The sequence below is a fragment of the Streptacidiphilus neutrinimicus genome, assembly GCF_000787815.1.
Classification (GTDB): Bacteria; Actinomycetota; Actinomycetes; order Streptomycetales; family Streptomycetaceae; genus Streptacidiphilus; species Streptacidiphilus neutrinimicus.
The window spans coordinates 82,927-105,093 of record NZ_BBPO01000024.1 but is presented as its reverse complement, the minus strand read 5'-3'; the positions used below and the strand labels follow the sequence as shown (position 1 = coordinate 105,093).

Sequence of the window (22,167 nt, the reverse complement as noted above, 5' to 3'; positions counted from 1 at the left end):
TTAGGTGCGAGGGCACCCTGCCGCGGAGAACTCAGGTTCCGACGACGATGTGCTTCTCCATGAGCAGCTGCACAGCCTCACGCAGCCGTTCACGTGCCTCGTCGGGTCCCACCTCGTCGCTCGTGAACTCGACGAAGGCGTCCTCCAACTCCATGGGGGTCCGGCCGTCGCACAGCTCCAGGACGGCCCATGTGGTGGTGTTCAGATAACACAACGCTGGCGAGCTCGGCGTGTAGACAAGTGCGCCGGCCCATTCGGGCAACGCCCGCACCCGCGTATCGGCGACGCGCCGGTAGACCGTTTCTTGGATGAGCGGTTCCTGATTGGTCATGCGAGCTCCTGAATACGTTGCGGGCCGATGCGGGAGCCGGTGGACGGGTCGCCGAATACCCGTGCGAGAAACTCCACGAGGCGGATGCCGTCCGGGCCGAGGACAGGGTTCATCTGACGACGAAGTGTGGCCAGCAGGTACCTGCCCCTGGTATGGCACCGCCGCAGCCGTGCCACGACTGGCTGCCTTTCTTCGGGAAAAAGGACGTCATCCCGGCCCAGCGCGGCCGTCCATAGGGCGGCGAGGTGGGCGTACACGTGTAATGCCGCGAGCACCCGGTCCGCGTGCCAGGCCTTCCCCCCGCCTGACTCGCTCGCGTACCAGGGGGGCGTCACCCGTGGCGACGTCTGCGGCGAGTAGCGCGGCGCGTACAACTGGCGGCAGAGCATGAGGTCGTACAGTCGTTGGTGAGTCCCTTCGTGCAGGACCGCCTCCGCTGCCGAGAGCCGGTCACCGAGCGCCGCCACGGAGAGGAACAGCGTCCCGGGAATCGTGGAGTCCGATGCGCTCAGCATCCTGACGGACACCCCGCCCGGCACGACGACACTGATCAGATGTACGTGACGGCCGATCGACGCGGTCAGTTCCGGCGCAGCAGCGCGCAGCAGCCGCAACGCCGCGGTCAGCACTCCCACGTGCCCGGATACGTCAACGCCGTCGCCGGCCACGATCCGCGCGGGCGCGTCGACGGCTACTGAGCGTTCGAACTGACGGGTCAGCAGGCGCTGCGCCGCGCCGCCGGGCGTCCGCGGCAGCCAGAGGCGGAACTCGTCCCCCTCCGGCCCTTCCAGCGGGAGCACGTCTCCTTCGAGCGCCGCACCGGTACGAGGAGGAGCGTCGAGGAGAGCCGCACCCTCTCGCAGCACGCCCTGGGCGTCGGCATTGCCACTGGCGGCGTCGCCCCGCACAGCCGGGTGGGCGGCGAGCAGTTCTGACACCGCACATCGAAGTGCCGACGAACTCAGCAGTCGGTGCACCTGATCAGGGGGCGCTGCTGACATATTCCGGGCCAGGTCCGCAGCCTCCGGGATGCTTCCGGCCAGCGCCTCGATGCCCAGATCGAAGTAGGCTTCAGCGGATTCGGTGATGATGTCGGCATCAGCCAACAGTCGATCGCTCAGTAGATATTGCTGTAAATCGGCGCGCTGCATACGTGTCCGCCGTCCTGGACCAGTGGCCGTCCATTTCGCCGTGGTTCACCAACTGCCGTTTGGTTCCTGCGCGTTCGGAACCGTGCGTTTCAACCATAAGCACACATCCGAATGATGTCGACCGCACTGTGCTCGAATCGAGGGATCGAGCGGCGCATCCGTCCGGCGAAATGCGCGCTGAGCTGCGGTGGAGTGCGGGGCGGATTGATCCGTGGAATCTTTGCCGCTCCGGGTCTGTCGCGGCGTCAGGCGCGGTCGGGAGCGCGTCTGCGAATCAGTCACGGTCGTCTGGCGTAGCGTGGGCGCATGGATCTGCGCATCTTCACCGAACCTCAGCAAGGCGCCGACTACCGGACGCTGTTGCGGGTGGCCCGAGCCGCCGAGGAACTCGGCTACGACGGCTTCTTCCGCTCGGACCACTACCTGAAGATGGGCGACGTGAGCGGCCTGCCCGGGCCCACCGACGCCTGGATCACGCTGGCCGGCCTGGCTCGGGAGACCACCCGGATCCGCCTGGGGACGCTCATGACCGCCGCGACCTTCCGGCTGCCCGGAGTACTCGCCATCCAGGTCGCGCAGGTCGACCAGATGAGCGGTGGCCGCATCGAGCTGGGACTCGGCGCTGGTTGGTACGAGGCCGAGCACGCCGCCTACGGCATCCCCTTCCCGGCCGCCAGGTTCGGGCGACTTGAGGAGCAGTTGGCGATCGTGACCGGGCTGTGGCGGACCGCACCCGGCGAAACCTTCGACTTCGACGGCCGGTACTACCAGCTGAAGGGCTCCCCCGCGCTTCCGAAGCCGGCGCAGGAGCGGCTTCCCGTCGTGGTCGGAGGCATGGGCCCGAAGCGCACCCCTGAGCTCGCTGCCCGCTTCGCCGACGAGTTCAATCTCCCCTTCGTCTCCGTCGCCGACAGCGCCGTCCAGATCGCGCGGGTCCGCGAAGTCGCGGAGGCGCACGCCCGAGCGGCGGACTCGCTGATCTACAGCAACGCACTGGTCGCCTGCGTGGGCCGGAACGACGCGGAGGTGAGGCGCCGCGCCGCGGCCATCGGACGGGACGTGGCGGAGCTCAAGGAGAACGGCCTGGCCGGAACGCCGGCCGAGGTCGTCGACAAGATCGGCCGCTATGCCGGGGCGGGCAGCAGCAGGATCTACCTCCAGATCCTCGACCTCCACGACCTGGACCACCTGGAGCTCATCGCGGACCAGGTGATGCCGCAGCTGAGTTGACCGATCCGTGCCGCGTCGCCCACCTCGACGGACGAGCACCCCGCCCCGCGAGGAGGCCGCCCGGCGCACTGTCGCATCTGACGCGTCGGATGCGACGGCAGCCGGGTGTTCAGTCGTCGAACGGGACCGGGACGGCGAGCTGGGCCGCGAGGAAGGAGAGCCGGTCGACGGCCAGGCCGATCTGCCGCGAGACGGCCCGTTGGCCGTGGCCGACGCCGGTCTCGTCGCGCAGCAGGATCGGACGCGCGCCGACGGTGGCGTGCTGGAGGGCGGCGGCGAGTTTGCGCGCGTGGAGGGGATCGACCCGGGTGTCGCCGTCGAAGACGGTGAACAGCGTGGCGGGGTAGTCGGTCCCGCTGTCCGCCGCGCGGACGCGGTGGTACGGGGAGTAGGCGTGGAGCCAGCCGAACTGCTCCGGCTCGGCCACGGTCCCGTACTCCCCCGTCCACAGCGCGCCCTTGCCGAACCGCTCGTAGCGGACCATGTCCAGCAGCGGGGCGGAGCAGACGACGGCAGCGTACTTCTCCGGATGCTGCGTCAGGGCCGCCCCCACCAGGAGGCCGCCGTTGGAGCCGCCGAAGACGGCGAGCCGGTCACCGCTGGTGAGACCGGCGGCGACCAGGTGGTCGGCCGCGGCGTGGAAGTCGTCGAAGACGTTCTGCTTGCTGCCCAGCATCCCGGCCCGGTGCCACGCCTGGCCGTTCTCGGAGCCGCCGCGCAGGTTCGCGATCGCGTACCGGCCCCCGGCCTGCACCCAGGCGAGGACCGCGGCGTCGAACGCTGGGGTGAGGGCGATGTCGAAGCCGCCGTAGCCGTAGAGGATCGTCGGGCGCGGTCCCGGGTCACCGCCGTCGTCCATGACGAACATCCGCACCTCGGTGCCGTCCTTGGACGGGTAGGCGATCTGGCGCACCCGGATCGGGGGGACCTCGACCTCGCCGGGCGCCGCGGCCCACAGCGTGGTCTCGCCGGTCGTCGCGTCGTAGCGGTAGACCTGGCCCGGGGTCGCGTAGTCGGTGTAGCAGAACCACGCCTCATGCCCGCCCTCGGGGCGCACGTGGAGTTGGCGGTCGAAGGCGCCGCCCAGCGTGCCGAGGCCGGGCAGCGGCACCTCGCCGATCCGCTCGCCGGTGGCCAGGTCGTGGACGGTGATCTCGCCGATCGCGTGGCGGGCGCGGGCGACCAGGAGCAACGGCCGCTCCACCTGTGGCCCGTCGAGGACCGCGAAGTCGTGCAGCACCGCGTCCGGATCCTCCGCGACCAGCTCCCGCCAGGACTCCGCCGACAGGTCGTCGACGGTCGTCACGCACAGCCGCCCGCGTGGCGCGTCCCGGTCGGTGAGCACGTAGACCCGTTCGGCCAGGGGGCTGTCGGGCCGGGCGAACTCCAGCCGGGTGCCCGCGTCGACGCCCGCCTGGACCGGCTCGAACCTCGGGGTCTCGGGCGCGTCCGCCGCCAGGTCCGCCAGCCACACGTCGTTGGCCGACGAGGTGCCGTCCCGGGACTCCACCTGGACCCAGCGCCCGTCCGGAGCGACCGAGACCTGGTACCGCTCGGTCATCGGCCGGCCCTCGCCGAACACCATGACGTCGTCGGCGGCGTCGGTTCCCACCCGGTGCAGCCAGAGCCTGCTGTGGTACTCCCGCTCCTCCACGGGCAGCAGGTCCGCGGGTATCTGACGGGTGAAGAAGAACGCCTTGCCGTCGGGCAGCCACGCCAGGGAGGTGAACCTGGTCCGGTCGATCGGACCGTCCACGGTCCGGCCGGTCGACGTCTCCATGACGTACAGATCCGACTCCTCCAGGCCGCCGGCCTCGACCCCGTACGCGAGCAGGTCGCCCTGCGGCGACGGCGTCCAGTGGTCCAGGGTCGTGGTCCCGGCGGGGTCGAGCGCGCCCGGGTCCACCAGGACGCGCTCCCGGCCGTCCGGGTCGACCGTGAGCAGCACGGCGTGCTCCTGCTCCGCGGTGCGCCGGGTGAAGAAGGGCCGGTCCCCGCGCCAGACCGGCGTCGTGACGGCGCCGCAGGCCAGCAGGCCGGCGAGCCGCGCGCGGAACCACTCGCGTCCCGGCCAGGTCTCCCGGGCGGCGGTCAGGAGCTCCTCCTGCGCCTGCCTCCAGGTCGCGGTCCGGGGATCGGCGGGATCCTCCAGCCACCGGTAGGGATCGGCGACAGCCTGCCCGTGGATGGTTTCGACCAAGTCGAGCCGCTCGGCGCTGGGATAGGGAGGTCGCGTCATGCGACGCAGCATAGGCAAGGCGGCAAGTGGTTCGCAGCCGAATCGGCCGTCCGGAGCGCCACGAGGTGACGGCCCGACAGGTGGCTTCAATCACAAGGCGACACTCGGCCGATGGGCAGAAAATAAAGGTGCAGCCCCGGCTTGGGTGCTACAATCGTAGCCATACGGGCCTCCGGGCCACCATTGCGAAGGCGCCGACGACTTCTCCGTCGGCCAGGGGGACGTCACCATGACCTACCAGCTCGAAGCCACGACCCAGGCCGCCATCGACGAGCGCCTGCGCGCGGCACGTCAGTACCGCCTCGCCCGCGCCGCCCGGCTCACCAACCGCGCCGAGCGCGCCGAGCGACGCGCCCGCAAGGCCCTGACCAGCCTGCACGCATGACCACCCACCCGAAACGGGCCGCCACCTCATCAAGGTGACGGCCCGTTTCCGTATGCGGCCGACCGGGCCGTCCCGACGGGTCAGCCCGACAAGTCAGCGACCTGCGCCTCTGGCAGGTCCTGGTAGTAGCGCAGCACGACGGCCGCGCGCTGCCGGGCCGGTAGGCGTGCGAGCGCGGCTTCGAGCCGGTCCCGCTCGCCGACCAACTCGGCGGGGTCGTGGAGTCCTCGGCATCGGTACTGCGGGCGGGCCGAGTACTGGCACGCTGGACGGGTGCTGCCCGCCTCCGCTGAGCGTGCCGATGGCCGTCGACCCCAACATCGGCGAGGAGGTCGGCTGGCAGGAGCTCACCGCGGCGACCGCCGCCGGCTGGGCGGCGATCCCAATGGCGGAGCGTTCCCACGCAGTCGTGCTCACCGCCAACTACGGGGAGGCCGGGGCCATCGCGCGCTACGGGCCGGGGCTCGGGCTGCCCGCCCCCTACTCCGGACACATGGGCCTGTGGCTCTGGGGCCCACCCCCGGCCACCGACGACGGGCCCGTGCTGCTCGTCCACCCCGCCCACTCCCCCGCGCTGGAGCAGTACTTCCGGGACTGCCGTCCGGTGGCCCGGGTCGACAACGGCCACGGGACGCCGAACCTGGAGCAGCACGCGGCGGTCGTGCTCTGCGCGGGCCCGGACCGGTCATGGGCCGCGCTGTGGCCCGCGTTGCGGAGGTACCGACGGCGCGTTCCCCGTCTCGGCACCCGCGTCCGGGCGGACTCGCTGGAACCACGTCCGCGCCGCGGCGGCGCCTGCGTCCGCCGCGGCGCCGGCCCCCGCGCTGATCCGCCGGCAGCGGCGGCCGGGCGGGGCCAGGGCCGAGCCCAGACCTCCCCGGCCGACGGCTCCCCCAGGGAACGCCGCTCAGCGCGGTGCGCACGGCGTCAGGTCGCCGATGACGCCGATCCGCATGCTCAGCCACGGGTAGGTGTGGTTGAAGAAGACGTTGTCCTGCGGCTGCAGGCCGACCGCCGAGGGCCACATCTGGTAGGCCGAGGCGTTGGAGACCCCACCGTGCAGCCTCCGCCAGACGCGCGCCGAGCTGCCTCCGGCCGGGGGCGGCGCGATGGTGTCGGTCCACTCGACGGCGTTGCCGCCCTGGTCGAGCGTGCCCCACGGTGAGGTCGTGCGCGCCTGGCCGACCGAGCTGAGGCTGCCCTGGTACAGCGCGGCGTACTCGATCGGATTGAGCCCCAGCGGGTTGACCGTCGCGCACGCCTCGCGCGACACCTCACCCGGGCACCAGCTCGGCGCGGGCTGGCCGTCGGCGTGGTAGGAGGCCAGCGGCTGGGTCGAGGCGTTGGTGACGTCGCCCGTCAACGGGTTGAGCACGGTGGTGTGCGGGGCCGTCGCGTCGCCGTCGCCGAAGACGCCCGGGTTCGTCGGGTACTTCCAGTAGCTGTAGGTGCCGCCGCCGCGCGGGTCGAAGTAGGCGGCCTTGATCCACTCGTCCTGGCTGGGCACGACGAACCCGGTGGTGTTCGACCGGACCGCCTTCGGGTTCGCCAGGTCGTACATGCCGCTCTCCGTGCGCGCGGAGAGCTGGACCCGGTAGCTGACGTACCGGAAGTCGCCGCTCTGGCTCGTGGTCTTGGAGATCACCCGGCCGTTGTAGAGCGAGTTGACGAACCGTGCGGCCCGCAGGAAGGTCGCGAAGCCGTAGGGCTTGTCCGCCCACTCCGGGTAGGCGACCGAGTAGTGCCGGCCGGCCCCGGTCTGCGCGGAGAAGTTGATCTGCCCGTACTTCGGCCAGGCGGACGAACTCTCCGTCTCTCCGTCGTAGAGCCCGTGGGGATCGCTGCCGGTCGGGTCGGCCGTGTTCAGGAACGCCACCCACTGCGAGACGGTGACCTCCGTCTCGCCGATCTCGTAGGGCTTGGCCACGCGGCCGACCATCAGGCAGCCGCGCGAGCTCGCGGGCGCGTCGGCGCACGAGCGGTAGACCGCGTCCGTGAACGGGACGACGCCGACGGCCCGGTTCCCCGGCGCGCCGACCTCGGCGGTCGTCACCGTGACGACCGCACCCTTGGAGCCGGCGGCGTCCGCGGCGGCGGAAGCGACGGAAGCGGCGGCGGCCGACGAGCCGACGGTGAGAGAGGGAGCGAGCACTGCGGCCGCTGTGCCGCACGCCGCCATCAGCGCCTTGACGGAAGGGAGACGACTGGATACGAACCGCATGAGCACACCCTTGGGATCGAATATCACCGTTCGTGTGCACAAAGTAGCCAGAGCCGGACCACACGCCGTCAGCGGCACGCGGAAGGATCAACCGGGTGGCGGCGGCAGCGCGAGCCTGCCTCGCGGCCGGTGACTACGCCGCCCGCCGGTGCGACCGGGCGCCCCGCGGCCCGGCGCCGAGACCGTCCATCGCCATCAGCCAGGCCTCCGTCACGGCCGCGCGGGCCTGGGCCGTCGCCTGCGGGACCGAACCCGTGAGCTGGACCGGGGCGCCGAGGACGACCTGGATCCGCGGCCGCCGCAGCGGCGCGGTGGCCGCCCCCGCCACCTGCTTCACCACGCTCCCCGAAGTGATCCGCCGCGCCCCGGCCTGGCCGAGCGGCACCACGGGCACACCGGTGGCCAGCGCCAGCCGGGCCAGCCCGGTACGGAACTCCTGCGGAGCGCCGTCGGCCGAGTCCCTACGGCGGGGAAGTCGGCCCTCCGGGTACATCACCACCACGCGACCCAGCAGCAGCTCCCGCTCGGCCGCCTCCAGCGCGGCCGCGGCCTGCGCCGTGCCGCGCCGCACCGGGATGTGACCCTCGGTCCGGAGCATCCGCCCGAGCGCCGGAACGCGCCACAGCCCCGCCGCGGCCAGCACCACCGGCCGCGACTCGCCCAACCGCCCGAGCGCGGCCAGCACCACCCCCGGGTCGATCAACGAACTGTGATTGACCGCCACGATGCACGGCCCCTCGGGCAGCCGCCCGCCGCTGACACGGAACCGCCCCATCACGGGCACCACACGACGAGCGAGATCACTGAGCATGCCGCGATCATCGCCCCGGGCGGGGACGCGGCGCCTGAGTCCGTGTACTCAGCCGAGGTACTCAATCCGCGCCTTCCCCGCAGCAATGGACCGAGGCACACCCGGCGAGCTCATCAGTCAGCTGGCCGAGGCGATCGGCTCCGTCACGGCCGCGCAACCGCTGCCGGTCGCCGTCGACGGGCCGCCCGCCTCCGGCAAGACCACGCTGGGCGGATTCACGGGGAGGCCGAGAAGGCGAGATACGTCCAGCCCACGCCCGCACGAGCGTGGGGGTCCTCCCGGTGGGCGACGTGAAGGACCTCGAGCCCGTGCTCGTGGGCGAGGTCGATGGTCTCCTGCGCGGTGACCGCGAACATCCGTCGCCCCTCCGGTACGGGGCCGTGGCGCAGGGACAGGATGACGCGACCCCGCTCGGCCAGGAGCGCCGCCAGGCGGGCCATCGCCGTCGCGCGCTCCTCCGCGTCCAGATGCATCCACACCGCCGTCAAGAGGATCAGATCGAACCGCCGCTGCTCAGTCGTCAGGCCCGGCAGCTCCGGCAGCGCATCGCCGACCCACTCGATGTCCCGGTCGGCGTGGATGGACCGTCCCAGCTCTCGCAGCTCGGCCGTGGGCTCCGCAGCCACGACCCGGTGACCTCGCGCCGCAAGAGCCGCGGCGTCACGCCCGCTCCCCGCGCCGACATCCAGAACGGAGCCGGGCTGAGCGGGGAACAGGTGCAGCACCTCTCGGTGGACTTCAGCGAAGGTCACGCTCTCGTACTGCTCGACCAGGGCCTCGGCGGCCTCGCCGTATCCGGCGGTGCTGTCCATCGCGAGGAGCTGGGCGTCGAGGGGCCGGGCGTCGGGGGTCTCGTTGATCACAGCGAGAGACCCTATGCCAGCCTGCGCGCGAGGACCAGCACACGAAGCTCGGTGGCAGCTCGGCACCTGAGTACGCGTCCTCAGGTGGGTCACAGACGAGTTGCGGCAGAGTGCTCACTTCGCGGAGGACGATCACGGGGGTGCGGAGTGTGCGGCCCAGGGACAGCTGAACCGACGTCAGGGCCCGCGCGGGGTGAGCCCAACCCACCCAGTCAGTGACGGGGCCTCGTTCATTCAGGCGTGGGCGCGGCGTCGCGCTCGCGGTCCTCCTCGGGGAGGAGGTGGACGGCGGCCTCCTCGGCGCCCGCGGCACCGCCGTCGATACCGACGTCGGTGGCGACGAGGTCCTTCTCCGTCTCCGGATGGACTCCTTCGTCCGGGGCCACCAGCCGTCCGGCCCGCTCGGCGCCGGCCTGCGGGTCGACCGGCTCGCCCGCCCCCTCGGGAAGGTCTCCGACGCCGTCACCCTCCACAGGCGCGGGTTCGGGCTCCTCTTGGGCGAGCCGTTGCTCCAGCGACTCGCCCTCACGCTGTTCGGCGGCGGTGACCCCCGACTTCCGCACTGCGAGAGGCTTCTCCGGCGGGGAGTACCCCTGGTCGAGAAGCTCGTCGTAGTCCGGCCCATCGACGGCGTCCTCCGGGTCCAACGCTGCCGCGTCCGCCTGTTCGTCCATGTCCCCGGTGGGCTGGTAGACGTCGTCGCCCATCCCTGCGGCGTCGCTCAGGTGCGCTCCCGTGTGTCGCGTTCGCTCGTGTCGCCGGGCGGAGGCCGTCTGCCGGTTCCCGGGCGGCGACTGTCCGTACGGCGCCGCTACCCCGGGCCGTCGCGCTCACGCCTGCCTCGTCGGAGTTGCCCCTGGAGCAGGCACCCCACGCCTACGACCAGTGCGACATGCGCGCCGACGGCTGGACCGAGGTCCTGCTCCACCCCCAAGCTGCCTGGCCCGCCCGGCTCAGCGCCCCAGGGCTGGATTGCAGCCGAACGCGTGCCCTGGGTCGGAGCGGGTTAGACGACTCGAGAGAAGCACCCCGAACGACGCGAACGAGAGGAACACTCCGTGGGCAAGGACACCATCGCGCAGGCCAGGACCGAGGCCGTGATCAAGGCCGTCGCGGACGCCACCGACAGCGTCAGGACGCATGCCGAGCAGGCGGCCCAGGCGACCCGGACGGCCGCGGGCACGGGCGTCCAGTCGCTCCGGCACGGCAGCGGGCACGTAAGCGGGACGCTGCAGGACGCCGCCGAGCAGGTCCACCAGGCTGTCGGCCCGGTGTGGGACGCGGCCGCCCAGGCCGCGGACCAGGTCCGGCACACCGCTGCGGCACTGACCGGGCGCTCCGCCGACCACCGGCAGGCCGTCGCACGGACATGGAAGGTCTGCGCGCTGATCGCCGCCGGGTGCACGCTCGGCGCGGCGGGACTGACCTGGTGGCTGACCCGCACCCCGGAGGAGGCCACGCCTGCCGTGGTCCCGGCCCAGCCCGTGCCGCCCGCCTGACGCGCGACGCCCGAACCGGGCTTCCCGGTGCCGGCTACGACGAGACGACTGCGGCGATGAGAAGCGTCGCCCGCCGCGAGTGCGACGCGCATGCGGCGCGGCTACCCCGCTTGAGCGCCACGAAGGGGTAGAGAGCGGCCCCGCCCGGGAAGACGGGGTTGGGCGGGGCCGCGGCTCGACGGCGACCGGGACCACACGGGACGGCCGCAAAGCCGGCCGCCGGTGCCGAGCGTGGCCATCGGCACCAGGGGCGGCGGTGTTCACGCCGCCGTGCTGGGCGTCGCCAGCAGTTCGGGAAGGTCGGCGAGGGCGGAGCTGACGCTGTCGTAGACGAGGACGACCGTGTTCGCGCCGGTGAGCTGGAAGACCCGGGCGACCGCCGCCGTGATACCGGCCACGCAGACGACCACCCCACGCGCGTGTGCCTCCAAGCGCAGGGCGAGCACGGTGTTGACTCCGGACGAGTCGCAGAACCCCACCTGGGAGAAGTCCACCAGCACCAGCCGGTCGGCGTAGTCGACGGCGGCCGCGAACAGCTCCTCCACCGCGGCGCGGCGCTCACCGTCCACGTCTCCGGTCACTCGGCACACCACCACGCCCGGGCAGGGCATGGACCAGCCCAGCTCCCACCCCGTGCGATCGGCATCCATCGGGGACCACCCCAGTCCGCCGGGAACACGACAGCAGCCCTGGTGCGGGCCGAGCCCACCGGCCTCCTCCAGCGCACCGCCGCGGACGCGCGCGGGCAATCCATGAGGCGAACGGAGTCAGGGCAAGGACGCGCAAAACGAAACGTCGACCATCCGGACGGGCGTGCCGCCATGTCTGATCACGGAGCACGCGTGGGGGCTGGGCGGTGCTGCCCGCTCTGGAGACGCTGGGCACCGGCGCGTACATCCCCGATGACCGACGCGATAGGGGGCCGGCGCGGTCGTCTCGCCCGCCCGCCCAGCGCTCCCTCGGCGTGCAGCGGTCACGCGGCGATGGTCCGGGCGGCACGGGCGGCCTTGCGTCGCCGGCGCCGCACCTCTCCACGTTCGTTCTCGGTGAGCCCGCCCCACACCCCGAACTCCTCAGCGCATTCGAGTGCGTACTCGCGGCACTCCGCCAGGACCGGGCAGGCGGCACAGATCCGCTTCGCCGCCCGCTCCCGCTCCTCGAACATGGTCCCCCGCTCGCCGGCTGGGTGGAAGAACAACCTGGTGTCCACGTCGGCACACGCCGCCTGGTCCTGCCACGTCCAAGCCCACTCCATCAGCCCGGGAAGGTCCGGCTTACGCCCCATCAGCTGTCTTCCTCTCTCCGTCGTCGCGGGGGTCGCGCGTCGTTTCGGATCCCCTTGGTCACCTACGCCGATCCTGGGGCGGGACAGTGCCGCCCGAGGTCGCGCCTGCCCCGCCGCTGTGGATCCCACACGCCCGCTCTCGCACCGTCTGACGGGGGCTCATGGCGCGGGCGGCCGGGCGGAGCGGCTCCTCGAAAATCCGACGCATGCCGGCGCGGTCCGGGGGCACACGTGGCCTCAAGAAGGAGGGATACATCATGGGTGCTCTGCTGTTGGTGCTGCTGCTGGCTCTGATTCTGGGCGGCATCGGGTTCGCCGTTCACATCCTCTGGTGGGTCGCGCTGGTGGTGCTGGTGCTGTGGATCGCCGGGTTCTTCTTCCGCGGGGCGGGTGAGTCCCGCGGTCGCTGGTATCGCTGGTAACCGCCTCCCAGCGCACCTGCACATGCGGTGCGGGAACCGCCACCGGAGCGGTTCCCGCACCGCATGTGCGTGGAGGCACGGGCATCGCGATGTTCGTCCGGCGGACAGCCGCCTTCGCTGACGGGGCTGTCGCCTTGCCCGTTGCGGGCATGCGCCGGACATGATTGACGAACTGCGGGCGCAGTACGTCGCGCCCACCCGTGCGAGCCGATCGGGCTGTGGCACGTCGTCGAGATCGGGCGGCTGCGAGCGCTGTGCGGCCACGCCGTCTGCGGCCTGGTGGGGTCCGCGCCGCTCGCCGACCTGGCGGGCATCGACCCGACTGCTGCTGCGACCCGTGCGAGCGGATCTACCGCGGCACCGCCGCACGAGTCCTCGACGAGCCGGTCCAATGACCTGCACGGTCGCCTGCATATCGGCGGCGGTCCGGGGCATGCGCGCGTGGCTTGTCTGAAAATGTCCTGATTCGCTCATGAGAAGGTGAACCCCCGTGGTTGCCCGAACCGCCCTCCCGCTCGACCCCGCACCGTCCCCTCAGACGGCGAGGGACGACGCGCCGGAGCTGCCGCGGCCGATCGCCTGCGACCCGGTCACTCTGGACGCCCTGGAACTGCGCGCGCTCAGCGACGTGCTGCTGGTCCGGCTCGCGGAGCTGGAGGAGGGCACCGCCGCCTACTCCTACGTCCGCAACACCCTGGTCGAACTGAACATGAGCCTCGTCCGCGCCGCCTCACGGCAGTTCGCCCACGGGCGCGAACCGCTCGAGGACGTGCTCCAGGTGGGCATGGTCGGACTGATCAAGGCCATCAACGGATTCGACCCCGGCCGCGGCGTGGAGTTCACCACCTACGCGCTGCCCACCATCACCGGAGAGATCAAGCGGTACTTCCGCGACACCACCTGGGCCGTCCACGTCCCGCGCCGCCTGCAGGAGCTGCGCCTGATGCTCGCCAGGACCTCCGACACGCTGGAACAGGAACTGCATCGCGAACCCACCACCGGCGAACTCGCCGACCGGCTCGGCATCACCGAAGCCGAGGTCGCCGAGGGACACAAGGCCGCCGACGCCTACACCGCGGGCACGATCGAAACCCTCGCCGGCGACGACGCGGAACACGAGGGACCGGTCCAGCGACGCCTCGGCACGACCGACCACGACCTGGAACTGGTCGTCGACCTCACCGCCCTCCACCAGATCCTCCCCGCCCTCCCGGAACGCGACCGCCGCATCCTCCACCTCCGCTTCGTCCAGGACCTCAGCCAGGCCGAGATCGGAGAGGAGATCGGCTGCTCCCAGATGCACGTCTCCCGGCAGCTGGCCCGCATCCTGAACAGGCTGCGCGACCAGCTCGAGGGCCGATAGGGCGGCCTGACCGGCGGCGGGCACACCAAGGCGGTGACCGAGGTGGACAGGTTCGACGTGGATGCGGTGCTCCAGCAGGCGCTGGACCGTCTCGCACTGCTGGCCGAGGTCACCACAGCGCTGGCCGGCACCCTGGACGCGGACGTCGGCCTGCGACGCACCTGCCGGATCATCGTGCCCCAGCTGGCCGACTGGTGCGCCCTCGATCTGCTCGACCAAGGCGACCGGCCGCGCCGGGTGTGCATCACCCACCGCTCACCCGGCGCGCTCCCGGACGGACTCGGCCAGGGCTGCCTGAGCCCTCTGGCCGACGAGGACACCGGCGCCCTGGCCCGGGTCCTGCGCGGCGCCGGCCCGCTCCTGATCGCGCAGCCCCGGGACGCCGACCTCAAGCTCCAGACCATGATCCCCGCGCTGGAGGCGTCCAGCGCGGTCCTCGCCCCGCTGCGGGCCAGACGCAGGGTGATGGGCGCGGTCACCCTCGCCCGCCAGGGCGACCGGCCGCCGTACACCCAGGACGACCTGGCCCTCGCCGACGACCTCGCGCACCGCCTCGCCCTGCACGTCGACAACGCCCGCCTGCACCGGGAGGTGCAGTCCACGGCCGAGCACCTGCAACGCGCGCTCCTGCCCGACCTGCCCCACCCCGACGGGCTGCAGCTCGAAGCCCGCTACACCCCCGCCCGCTCCGAGAGCGCCAAGGTCGGCGGCGACTGGTACGACAGCTTCACCCTCCCCACCGGGGACACCACGCTGATCATCGGCGACGTCACCGGCCACGACATGCGCGCCGCCGTCGCCATGAGCCAGCTGCGCAACATGCTCCGCGGCATCGCGTGCGACCGTCAGGAGCCCCCGGACGCGATCCTGCGCCGCCTCGACCTGGCCCACCACACGCTCACCACCACGACCGCTACCTGCCTGTACTCGATCGTCCACGGCACGGAAGGCGGCCCCTGGCACCTGCGCTACGCCAGCGCGGGCCATCTCGCCCCGCTGCTGGTCACCCACGAGGGCGACACCCGCTACCTCCGGACCCACCACGACCTGCTCCTCGGCGTCGACCCCGGGCGTCCCCGTCACAGCGCCACCGAGCCGCTGCCCGCTCGCAGCACCCTGCTGCTGTACACCGACGGCCTGGTCGAACGCCGTGGGGAAGACCTCGGCACCGGCCTGGCCCGCCTGCGCCAGCACGCCGCCGCGCTCGCGCACGAACCCCTGCCCGCGATGTGCGACGAACTCCTCGCCGGCCTGCTCCCCGAGAACTACCCCGACGACGTCGCCGTCCTCGCCCTGCGCCTGCCCCCAGCAGCAGGCTAGGAAGCACCACCCAGGAGTGCGGGGAACCGGGCCCTGCGCCCGGCAGCCCGCGCCTGCCCGTGCCTGAGGACGCGTCAGGAGTGGAGGTGGTGCTCGGCGCTTCGCCGAAGGCGTGCTAGTAGTGGGCGGCGAAGTGGCCGGTGTGCAGGAAGCCCCAGCGGGCGGCGATTTCGGTGACGGTGGTGCGGGCGGGGTCCGCGGCGAACAGCTCCCGGTGGACGCTGACCGACCCGTAGGCCTGCTCGATCAGTTCGACGGCCAGATCGGGTTCGGTGGCCTCGAAAGCCACCCGCTGCACAGCCGTGCCGGTCATCACCGGTCTCCTGACGCTGTCGGAAACGGCCGCGCGTGGCAGCCGCCTCGTCCGTCTGCCTCGACGCTACCTCCCTGGCATCCCTGCGGCGAAGCGGCCTCGGGCTCCGGCCTCTCCGGTACACCGCCGTCGTCGCGTCACGCGGTCAGGGTGTCCGTGAGACGTGGTCCAAGCTTCCCCGGGTCCTGGTGCGCAGGTAGGGCAGGACCGCAGGCCATCCCTGGGCCGCGAGGGTCCGGCGCAGCACCACGGCGCCGTTTCCGTCCCGGACCATGCGCTCCAGAGCGGGGCGCACGATGGACTGGTCGCCGGAGCGGTCCAGCGCCGGGCCCAGGCGGTCGAGTGCGTCGTTGACGACGTCGGCGGCCGGGCGCGGCCGGAGATCGTGGGGGTCGTGCAGGTCACCGGTCAGGCCGTGCCGGGCGGCGTGCCATACGGCCGCGTCCAGTTGCTCGGGCTCGGCAACGGGTGCCTTCCGGCCCGCCTCTGCCTCGGCGAGCACCGTCATGACCTGGGCGCGGACCAGACCCGCCAGGACGACGGCGTCCTCGGCGGCCACCTGCACGTCGCAGGCTCGCACCTCCAGGGTCGGGTAGCGGGCCGACGCCCGCGCCAGCCAGTACATCTGTCCGATGTCGGCCACCATGCCGCGGTCCACCAACTCCCGCGTGCGGCGCTCATAGTCGTCCGGGTCCTGGAAGCGCGGCGGGATGCCGGCGACCGGCCAGCGGCCGTTGACCATGTGGCGCCAGCTGGCGAAGCCGGTGTCCCGGCCACGCCACAGCGGGGAACTGGCCGACAGGGCGACCAGCAGCGGTAGCCACGGCCGCATCCGGTTCAGCGCCTCGATCCGCGCCCCGTCGTCGCGTACCTCGACGTGCACGTGCAGGCCGTTGATCAGCTGCTCGTCCGTCAGCAGCGGCGCCTCGTCGTGGAGGTGCCGGTAGCGGGGCTTGTCGGTGACCGGCACCGCGACGGCGCCGTCGGGGAACGGAGACGCCGCGCACGCGGCAAGGACACAGCCTTCGTCCTGCGCGGCCTCGCTCAGCGTGCCGCGCATGCGGGAGAGCTGACCGTGCAGCTCGGGCAGCGTCGTGCAGACGGGTGTGGCGATCTCCAGCTGCGCCTGCAGCAGTTCGTGCTGCACCTCGTCGGCGCCGAGCCCGGGATACAGCCGGGAGCGCCTGCGCACCTGCGCGGCGCGCGGCAGCGGCCGCCCGCTGCCGGGGTCGAGCAGCAGGAACTCCTCCTCGACGCCCAGCCGCGGAGCCGCCCCCGAGGCGGAGAGGCCCGCACCGTTCGTCCGTGGCTCTACCGGCTGCGCCGTGTGGTTCTCAACGCTCACTCCGTCTCCCAACCGCGACCCGTCCGGCCGCCGCGAAGCGGGCGGCGCGACGGGCCCTGCACCGTCTGCTGATGCGATGCGTGTACCCCGCGCCACGCTCCGCCACCGCCCCGGAACGAAAGGCCTCACGTGCGGGCACGACGGCTACGGAGCATCGGCAGGGGACGCCCGATGCGGCCGGCTGGAGCGCGTGAGGTCGTCGGCAGTAGTCGGGGCGGGCGGGCACGATGCCCGCCCGCCGCCCTGAACGGCGTGGTTACGCGGAGGTGCGCCGTTCCCAGGCGTCCGGGCCGCCGCCACGCCATTCCACCATGCCCGGACTGTGGACGAGCGCCGTATCCAGGCCCGCACGATCCATGAACTCCGCCACGTCGGCCGCGGCGTACGCGTGCCAGACGGCCTGCCCCAGCACGTCGACACGCCGGAAGGGCCTTCCGTCCGTCCCCAGCTCGACTGGCTGCACCACCACGTGCGGCAGGTGTCCGCTTTCGGCATTCATGCGTTCCGTCCTCTTTCCACTCGGTCGAAGTTGTCGGCTGATTCCGCGCACGGGCAGGAGTCCTGGGCACGGTTTCCGCCGGTCCTGCGGCTGCCCCGTTTCCGCGTCGGCACGCGCCGCCCGGATCGGGCTATCCGATGAGCGGGTATGACCTGGCGTTTCGCGGGCAGGCGCAGACGCGAGTGCCGAACCGACATGGCCGGGCGAGCCGCGAGGCCGCTCTGCCGAGGAGGCGAGATGGCTGTCCGTCACGTGCTGATCGGGCGACCGCCCGAAAGCGTCTGGAACATCCTTGCGGACGAGCGGTGCTACGCCCGGTGGGTCCCCGGGACCTCCCGGACCGAGCCGGGAGACGGCCACTGGCCGGACGTCGGGTCGAGTCTGCGCTACACCGTCCGGCTCGGCCCCTGGCAGTTGCAGGGCCGCACGGTCGTCCGCCGTTGCGCGCCGAACGCGCGCCTGGAACTCGAGGCCCACGCGGGCCGTCTGGGCACGGCCCGGATCGGCATCGAACTGCTGCCCTGGGGCAGCGGCACGCTCGTGATCGTCGACGAGCACCCGCTGCAGGGCCTGGGCGGCAGCCTGCACGCGGCGCCGTCCGAGGCGCTGCTGCACCTGCGCCACCGCAGCATGCTCTCCCGGCTCGCCCGGACGGTCGAGGCCCGCGACGGCGCGACCACGGAAGCCGGACGAGCCGGGTGGGCGGCGGCATGAACGACGCGGTCGTGATCGGGGCCGGCCCCAACGGCCTGGTGGCGGCGAACGTCCTCGCCGACGCCGGCTGGCAGGTCGAGGTCCTCGAAGCCCAGGCCCGTCCCGGTGGCGCGGTGCGCAGCGACCGCGAGGTCCACCCCGACTACGTCAGCGACGTCTTCAGCTCCTTCTACCCGCTCGCCGCCGCCTCCCCCGCCATCACGGCGCTGGGTCTGGAGGAGTTCGGGCTGTCCTGGAGCCGGGCCCCGAGGGTCCTGGCGCACCCGCTCTCCGACGGCCGCTGCGCCGTGCTGCACGACGACCCCGCCGCGACGGCGGAAGGGCTCGCGCGGGACTTCGGCAGCCACGACGCACGGTCCTGGGAACGGTTGTCGCAGTTGTGGCAGCGTCTGGACCCGTGGCTGGTCCGCGCGATGTTCGCGCCGTTCCCGCCGGTGCGCGCGGGTCTCGCGCTGGCCGCCCGGGTCCGGGCCGCCGGAGGCCTGCGGCTGGCGCGGTTCGCCGCCCTGCCCGTACGGCGGCTCGCCGAGGAGGAGTTCGACCACGAGGGTCCCGGCCTGCTGCTGGCCGGCTGCGCCCTGCACGCCGACCTGCTGCCGGAGTCCCCGACCAGCGCCGCGTTCGGCTGGTTGATGGCCATGCTCGGCCAGCAGTACGGCTGGCCCGTCCCCGTCGGCGGATCCTCCGCCCTCACCGACGCCCTGGTGCGCCGACTGGAGGCCAAGGGCGGCCATGTGCGCTGCGCGGAGCCGGTGGTCGAGGTCGTGGTCCGCGGCGGTCGGGCGGTGGGCGTCCGTACCGCGGGAGGCGACGCCGTGCCGGCGCGGCGGGCCGTGCTCGCGGACCTGCCCGCCACCGCCCTGTACGGGGGCCTGGTCGACTGGGACCAGCTGCCCGGGGGTCTGCGGGAGGAACTGCGGCGCTTCCACTGGGACTTCTCCACCGTCAAGATCGACTGGGCGCTGGACGGCCCGATCCCGTGGACGGCCCCCGAGACGGCCCGGGCCGGCACCGTGCACCTGGGGGCGGACCTGACCGAGTTGAGCGACTACGCGCTCCAGGTCAGCACGGGCAGGATTCCGGCACGACCGTTCGGGCTGCTGGGCCAGATGACCACCGCTGATCCGTCCCGCTCCCCCGGAGGCACGGAGTCGGCCTGGATGTACACCCACGTCCCCCAGCACGTCGTCTCCGACCTCGGTCCGGACGGCCTCACCGGGATCTGGGACGAGCGCGAGACCGAGGCCTTCGCACGCCGCATGGAACAGCGGGTCGAACGCTTCGCCCCGGGGTTCCGGGCCCGCATCGTGAACCGACGAGTGCTCACCCCGCCGGTCCTGCAGCGCCTCGACGAGAACCTCGTCGGCGGCGCCCTCAACGGCGGCACCGTCGCACTCCACCAGCAGGCCGTGCTGCGGCCCGTCCCTGGCACCGGCCGCCCGGAGACCCCGGTCCGCGGCCTCTACCTCGCCTCCTCCTCGGCCCATCCCGGCGGCGGCGTCCACGGCGCCTGCGGCGCGAACGCGGCCCGTGCCGCGCTGCGCAGCCAGCACCCGGCCACGCGCTGGCTCTCCGGGACGGCCGCGACGCTCGCCCAGCGGACGCTGACCGCGCACCCCGGCGACGGCTCCGCTCGGGCGAGGGGTTAGTCGCCCGCGCCGGCGGTGTGCTGGGCGAGGGATCCGCTGACCGCTCCGCACGGTCAGTGTGTGGCGGGCACGCTGCTGGAGCGGATGATCAGGCTGGGGGCGATCACCACCCGCTCGTCGGGCCGGGCCGCCTGCCCGTCGAGCTGCCCGAGCAGCAGGCGGATGCTGGCCTGTCCGACGGCGGTGAAGTTCTGCCGGACAGTGGTCAGCGGGGGCAGGAAGAACTCGGCTTCGGGGATGTCGTCGAAGCCGACGACGGCCAGGTCGTCCGGGACCGACAGGCCCGCCTCGCGCACGGCCCGCAGCAGGCCCAGAGCCATCTGGTCGTTGGCGACGAACACCGCCGTCCGCCCCGCGGAGCGCCGGCCGGCCGCGGCGGCGGCGACACGTCCGGCCAGCTCCTGACCGACGCGGTAGCCCGACAGCGGCGTCCAGTCGCCCACCAGCGGAGCCGGAACCTGGACGCCGGCCTCTTCGAGCGTCGCCCGCCAGCCGGCGCTCCGCGCCTCGGCCTCGAGCCAGTCCGGCGGCCCCGCGACATGCCACACCGTGCCGTACCCGGCCGCGAGCAGGTGGCCGGTGGCCAGCCGCGCCCCGAGCTGCTGGTCCACCGAGACGCTGGGCAGGTCGAGGTCGTGTCCGCCCTCGACGGTGACGACCGGCAGCTGAACCTTCAGCTCCTTGAGCGCCGAGACGGCCTGGCGCTGCGGGACGATGACCACGATGCCTTCCACACCCCGGTCCTGGAGGTGGTCGATCGCGTCGGCCAGCTCCGTGCGGGTGTAGCGGCGCAGATTGACCGTGGAGACCGTGTAGCCCTCCTCCCGCGCGGCTTCCTCTATGCCGAGGAGCGTGCTGGCGGGGCCGAACAGTGCGGGGTGGCAGGCCACCACGCCGAGGGTCTGGGTGCGCCGGGTCACCAGCGCCCGCGCCGCCGAGTTGCGCCGGTAGCCCAGCTCCTCGATCGCGCGCAGCACCACCTCGCGCGTCTCCTCGCGCACGTGGGGGTGCTTGCTCAGCACCCGGGAGACGGTCTGGTGCGACACTCCGGCCCGCTGGGCGACGTCGGTCATCGTCGGCGGGCGGCGGACCGCGGCGTCCTCCATGTCACGCGACATGGCTCCTCCTTCTCTGCCACGGCCCACATGTGCACGCTCACAGGAACTATAGGCCAGAGCGATGTACGCCTGGAAGGCGCAGTCGCGCGCGCAACGCGGGGGTCCTGCGCAACGCAATCGTGACCTGCACGACCCATTGACGCACCTGTATGTGAACGCTAACAATCAAGTGCCCCGAAACCGCCGGGGCCGTGCGCGGCCCCGAAGGGCGGCCCAACGGCCACGGCATCATCCCCACCTGATGCCCCAGGAGTTCCCATGCCGTCAGATCACGCTGTCCGCGGCGCGCAGCCGGTGATGGCGGATGTCGCGGCGCTGGCCGGGGTCTCCCACCAGACCGTCTCCCGGGTGCTCAACGACCGCCCCAACGTCCGTCCCGCGACCCGGGAGCGGGTGCTGGCCGCGGTCCGCGAGCTGGACTACCGCCCGAACCCCGCGGCCCGCAGCCTGGTCACCCGGCGCTCGCAGACGCTCGGCGTGATCAGTTTCGACAGCACCCTGTACGGGCCCTCGCAGATGCTCTACGGCATCGAGCAGGCGGCGCGCGGCGCGGGCTACTTCACCACCATCGCGAGCCTGCGCCACCAGGACGTCCGCTCCATCCGCGAAGCCGTCGACCGGCTGCGCGACCAGGCCGTCGAGGGGGTCGCCGTGATCGCCTCGCAGGCCTCGACAGTGGCCGCGTTCGCGCAGCACGTCGGCACGGTGCCGATGGTCACCGTCGGCGCCACAGGCTCCGGACGCCTGCCCGGCGCGGGCGTCGACAACGCGGCCGGGGCCGAGGCCGCGGTCCGCTACCTGCTGGACCTCGGCCACCGGACCGTCCACCATGTCGCCGGGCCGGCGGACTGGCTCGAGGCCGTCGCCCGCAGGAGGGGCTGGGCCCAGGCCCTCGATGCCTCCGCCGGGCAGGTTCCCGACAGCCTCACCGGCGACTGGTCCGCCCGCTCGGGCTACGAGGCCGGGCTCCACCTGCGCCGCGACCCCTCGGTGACCGCCGTCTTCTGCGCCAACGACCACATGGCGCTCGGCGTGCTGCGCGCCTTCCACGAGATCGGCCGTCGCGTGCCGGAGGACGTCAGCGTCGTCGGGTTCGACGACATCCCCGAGGCCGGCTTCCTCGCCCCTCCCCTGACGACCGTCCGCCAGGACTTCGGAGAGCTGGGCCGCCGCGGGCTCGAACTGCTCCTGCGGTGCGTCCAAGCCCCCGGGCCCCCGACAGGGCCCCCGACCGCCGGGCCTCCCGCCGCGATCGTGGCCCCCGAGCTGGTCCTTCGGGCCAGCACCGGACGCCCGGCGGCCGGTCCGCGCACCCCTCGCCGACCGACGAAGTGTTAGCGATAACAGAACCCGCTCCACCCTCCACTCCAGCGGAAACCCCACCCCAGCAGCACCGGAAGAGGAGAACC

At 72.7% G+C, this 22,167-nt stretch carries 22 protein-coding genes and 1 pseudogene; 9 read left to right on the top strand and 14 right to left on the bottom strand.

Annotation, left to right across the window (positions count from 1 at the left end; genetic code table 11):
* Positions 1 to 31: 31 nt before the first annotated feature.
* Together TR48_RS17540 and TR48_RS17535 are read right to left on the bottom strand one after the other, a co-directional pair.
* Positions 32 to 331 (bottom strand): hypothetical protein, encoded by a 300-nt coding sequence (locus TR48_RS17540; protein ID WP_042368150.1) that lies wholly within the window; start codon positions 329 to 331, stop codon positions 32 to 34.
* Positions 328 to 1,482 carry an aKG-HExxH-type peptide beta-hydroxylase gene (locus TR48_RS17535; protein ID WP_042368148.1) on the bottom strand — a complete coding sequence of 385 codons (1,155 nt, stop codon included), beginning with the start codon at positions 1,480 to 1,482 and terminating at the stop codon, positions 328 to 330. Before TR48_RS17535 ends, TR48_RS17540 begins: the two co-directional genes overlap by 4 nt.
* Before the next feature lie 306 nt (positions 1,483 to 1,788).
* On the opposite strand from TR48_RS17535, the gene TR48_RS17530 reads away from it, so the two are divergent.
* Positions 1,789 to 2,712, top strand: coding sequence for an LLM class F420-dependent oxidoreductase (locus TR48_RS17530; RefSeq protein WP_042368146.1), 924 nt, complete (start codon positions 1,789 to 1,791; stop codon positions 2,710 to 2,712).
* 109 nt (positions 2,713 to 2,821) lie between these two features.
* Here TR48_RS17530 and TR48_RS17525 read toward each other — a convergent pair whose 3' ends face one another.
* Positions 2,822 to 4,951, bottom strand: a complete 2,130-nt coding sequence (locus tag TR48_RS17525) for a prolyl oligopeptidase family serine peptidase (RefSeq protein WP_042368195.1) — start codon at positions 4,949 to 4,951, stop codon at positions 2,822 to 2,824.
* Between the two features lie 229 nt (positions 4,952 to 5,180).
* Here TR48_RS17525 and TR48_RS43325 point away from each other — a divergent pair, with 229 nt between their 5' ends.
* On the top strand, positions 5,181 to 5,336 hold the full coding sequence (locus TR48_RS43325; protein WP_161789849.1) for a hypothetical protein: 156 nt from the start codon (positions 5,181 to 5,183) through the stop codon (positions 5,334 to 5,336).
* A gap of 83 nt (positions 5,337 to 5,419) precedes the next feature.
* On the opposite strand, the pseudogene TR48_RS40585 reads toward TR48_RS43325, so the two are convergent.
* The 5 genes and pseudogenes from TR48_RS40585 to TR48_RS17500 all read right to left on the bottom strand — a co-directional run.
* Positions 5,420 to 5,539: pseudogene (locus tag TR48_RS40585) on the bottom strand (sigma factor-like helix-turn-helix DNA-binding protein); the annotation flags it as partial.
* Positions 5,540 to 6,243: 704 nt separating this feature from the next.
* Positions 6,244 to 7,557: an SUMF1/EgtB/PvdO family nonheme iron enzyme gene (locus TR48_RS17515; protein ID WP_042368144.1), complete on the bottom strand. Its 1,314-nt coding sequence runs from the start codon at positions 7,555 to 7,557 to the stop codon at positions 6,244 to 6,246.
* A gap of 133 nt (positions 7,558 to 7,690) precedes the next feature.
* Positions 7,691 to 8,368 carry a lysophospholipid acyltransferase family protein gene (locus TR48_RS17510; protein WP_042368142.1) on the bottom strand — a complete coding sequence of 226 codons (678 nt, stop codon included), beginning with the start codon at positions 8,366 to 8,368 and terminating at the stop codon, positions 7,691 to 7,693.
* A 215-nt stretch (positions 8,369 to 8,583) separates the two neighbouring features.
* Complete coding sequence (locus TR48_RS17505) at positions 8,584 to 9,231, bottom strand: class I SAM-dependent methyltransferase (protein ID WP_236652195.1); 648 nt, start codon at positions 9,229 to 9,231, stop codon at positions 8,584 to 8,586.
* A 230-nt stretch (positions 9,232 to 9,461) separates the two neighbouring features.
* Positions 9,462 to 9,938, bottom strand: coding sequence for a DUF5709 domain-containing protein (locus TR48_RS17500; protein WP_042368139.1), 477 nt, complete (start codon positions 9,936 to 9,938; stop codon positions 9,462 to 9,464).
* 351 nt (positions 9,939 to 10,289) lie between these two features.
* Here TR48_RS17500 and TR48_RS17495 point away from each other — a divergent pair, with 351 nt between their 5' ends.
* Positions 10,290 to 10,730: a hypothetical protein gene (locus TR48_RS17495; RefSeq protein ID WP_042368137.1), complete on the top strand. Its 441-nt coding sequence runs from the start codon at positions 10,290 to 10,292 to the stop codon at positions 10,728 to 10,730.
* Positions 10,731 to 10,990: 260 nt separating this feature from the next.
* Here TR48_RS17495 and TR48_RS17490 read toward each other — a convergent pair whose 3' ends face one another.
* Together TR48_RS17490 and TR48_RS17485 are read right to left on the bottom strand one after the other, a co-directional pair.
* Positions 10,991 to 11,380: an STAS domain-containing protein gene (locus TR48_RS17490; protein WP_084729513.1), complete on the bottom strand. Its 390-nt coding sequence runs from the start codon at positions 11,378 to 11,380 to the stop codon at positions 10,991 to 10,993.
* A gap of 323 nt (positions 11,381 to 11,703) precedes the next feature.
* Complete coding sequence (locus TR48_RS17485) at positions 11,704 to 12,015, bottom strand: WhiB family transcriptional regulator (protein WP_042368135.1); 312 nt, start codon at positions 12,013 to 12,015, stop codon at positions 11,704 to 11,706.
* A gap of 257 nt (positions 12,016 to 12,272) precedes the next feature.
* On the opposite strand from TR48_RS17485, the gene TR48_RS17480 reads away from it, so the two are divergent.
* The 3 genes from TR48_RS17480 (at position 12,273) to TR48_RS17470 (ending at position 15,120) form a co-directional block, all read left to right on the top strand.
* Positions 12,273 to 12,437 (top strand): hypothetical protein, encoded by a 165-nt coding sequence (locus tag TR48_RS17480; protein WP_042368133.1) that lies wholly within the window; start codon positions 12,273 to 12,275, stop codon positions 12,435 to 12,437.
* Positions 12,438 to 12,927: 490 nt separating this feature from the next.
* Complete coding sequence (locus tag TR48_RS17475; protein WP_042368131.1) at positions 12,928 to 13,800, top strand: SigB/SigF/SigG family RNA polymerase sigma factor; 873 nt, start codon at positions 12,928 to 12,930, stop codon at positions 13,798 to 13,800.
* A 33-nt stretch (positions 13,801 to 13,833) separates the two neighbouring features.
* Positions 13,834 to 15,120: a PP2C family protein-serine/threonine phosphatase gene (locus TR48_RS17470; RefSeq protein ID WP_236652194.1), complete on the top strand. Its 1,287-nt coding sequence runs from the start codon at positions 13,834 to 13,836 to the stop codon at positions 15,118 to 15,120.
* Between the two features lie 115 nt (positions 15,121 to 15,235).
* Here the strand turns inward: TR48_RS17470 and TR48_RS44960 are convergent, their stop codons facing one another.
* From TR48_RS44960 to TR48_RS17455, 3 genes are all read right to left on the bottom strand, one after another.
* Positions 15,236 to 15,433 carry a hypothetical protein gene (locus TR48_RS44960; RefSeq protein ID WP_042368127.1) on the bottom strand — a complete coding sequence of 66 codons (198 nt, stop codon included), beginning with the start codon at positions 15,431 to 15,433 and terminating at the stop codon, positions 15,236 to 15,238.
* 145 nt (positions 15,434 to 15,578) lie between these two features.
* The gene (locus TR48_RS17460; RefSeq protein WP_236652193.1) at positions 15,579 to 16,778 is read right to left on the bottom strand and encodes a carboxylate-amine ligase; all 1,200 of its coding nucleotides are present in this window, start codon (positions 16,776 to 16,778) and stop codon (positions 15,579 to 15,581) included.
* 256 nt (positions 16,779 to 17,034) lie between these two features.
* Complete coding sequence (locus TR48_RS17455; protein ID WP_042368125.1) at positions 17,035 to 17,277, bottom strand: hypothetical protein; 243 nt, start codon at positions 17,275 to 17,277, stop codon at positions 17,035 to 17,037.
* 237 nt (positions 17,278 to 17,514) lie between these two features.
* Between TR48_RS17455 and TR48_RS17450 the strand changes: the two genes are divergently transcribed.
* Both TR48_RS17450 and TR48_RS17445 read left to right on the top strand, forming a co-directional pair.
* A complete protein-coding gene (locus tag TR48_RS17450) occupies positions 17,515 to 17,991 on the top strand; it encodes an SRPBCC family protein (protein WP_042368123.1) in 477 nt (158 codons plus the stop codon).
* Complete coding sequence (locus tag TR48_RS17445) at positions 17,988 to 19,640, top strand: phytoene desaturase family protein (protein WP_042368180.1); 1,653 nt, start codon at positions 17,988 to 17,990, stop codon at positions 19,638 to 19,640. Before TR48_RS17450 ends, TR48_RS17445 begins: the two co-directional genes overlap by 4 nt.
* Positions 19,641 to 19,693: 53 nt before the next feature.
* Here TR48_RS17445 and TR48_RS17440 read toward each other — a convergent pair whose 3' ends face one another.
* Entirely contained in the window at positions 19,694 to 20,758 is a 1,065-nt protein-coding gene (locus tag TR48_RS17440; RefSeq protein WP_084729512.1) for a LacI family DNA-binding transcriptional regulator, read from the bottom strand.
* Between the two features lie 258 nt (positions 20,759 to 21,016).
* Here TR48_RS17440 and TR48_RS17435 point away from each other — a divergent pair, with 258 nt between their 5' ends.
* Positions 21,017 to 22,096 (top strand): LacI family DNA-binding transcriptional regulator, encoded by a 1,080-nt coding sequence (locus TR48_RS17435; RefSeq protein ID WP_042368121.1) that lies wholly within the window; start codon positions 21,017 to 21,019, stop codon positions 22,094 to 22,096.
* Positions 22,097 to 22,167 lie beyond the last annotated feature (71 nt).

Excerpts from the sequence above, each read along its gene's own strand:
- TR48_RS17490 (WP_084729513.1), bottom strand. The coding sequence starts at position 11,380 with ATGGATGCCGATCGCACGGGGTGGGAGCTGGGCTGGTCCATGCCCTGC.
- TR48_RS17445 (WP_042368180.1), top strand. The coding sequence starts at position 17,988 with ATGAACGACGCGGTCGTGATCGGGGCCGGCCCCAACGGCCTGGTGGCG.
- TR48_RS17485 (WP_042368135.1), bottom strand. The coding sequence starts at position 12,015 with ATGGGGCGTAAGCCGGACCTTCCCGGGCTGATGGAGTGGGCTTGGACG.
- TR48_RS17535 (WP_042368148.1), bottom strand. The coding sequence starts at position 1,482 with ATGCAGCGCGCCGATTTACAGCAATATCTACTGAGCGATCGACTGTTG.
- TR48_RS17500 (WP_042368139.1), bottom strand. The coding sequence starts at position 9,938 with ATGGGCGACGACGTCTACCAGCCCACCGGGGACATGGACGAACAGGCG.
- TR48_RS17540 (WP_042368150.1), bottom strand. The coding sequence starts at position 331 with ATGACCAATCAGGAACCGCTCATCCAAGAAACGGTCTACCGGCGCGTC.
- TR48_RS44960 (WP_042368127.1), bottom strand. The coding sequence starts at position 15,433 with ATGACCGGCACGGCTGTGCAGCGGGTGGCTTTCGAGGCCACCGAACCC.
- TR48_RS17435 (WP_042368121.1), top strand. The coding sequence starts at position 21,017 with ATGCCGTCAGATCACGCTGTCCGCGGCGCGCAGCCGGTGATGGCGGAT.
- TR48_RS17440 (WP_084729512.1), bottom strand. The coding sequence starts at position 20,758 with ATGTCGCGTGACATGGAGGACGCCGCGGTCCGCCGCCCGCCGACGATG.
- TR48_RS17450 (WP_042368123.1), top strand. The coding sequence starts at position 17,515 with ATGGCTGTCCGTCACGTGCTGATCGGGCGACCGCCCGAAAGCGTCTGG.
- TR48_RS17480 (WP_042368133.1), top strand. The coding sequence starts at position 12,273 with ATGGGTGCTCTGCTGTTGGTGCTGCTGCTGGCTCTGATTCTGGGCGGC.
- TR48_RS43325 (WP_161789849.1), top strand. The coding sequence starts at position 5,181 with ATGACCTACCAGCTCGAAGCCACGACCCAGGCCGCCATCGACGAGCGC.
- TR48_RS17530 (WP_042368146.1), top strand. The coding sequence starts at position 1,789 with ATGGATCTGCGCATCTTCACCGAACCTCAGCAAGGCGCCGACTACCGG.
- TR48_RS17455 (WP_042368125.1), bottom strand. The coding sequence starts at position 17,277 with ATGAATGCCGAAAGCGGACACCTGCCGCACGTGGTGGTGCAGCCAGTC.
- TR48_RS17525 (WP_042368195.1), bottom strand. The coding sequence starts at position 4,951 with ATGACGCGACCTCCCTATCCCAGCGCCGAGCGGCTCGACTTGGTCGAA.
- TR48_RS17510 (WP_042368142.1), bottom strand. The coding sequence starts at position 8,368 with ATGCTCAGTGATCTCGCTCGTCGTGTGGTGCCCGTGATGGGGCGGTTC.
- TR48_RS17515 (WP_042368144.1), bottom strand. The coding sequence starts at position 7,557 with ATGCGGTTCGTATCCAGTCGTCTCCCTTCCGTCAAGGCGCTGATGGCG.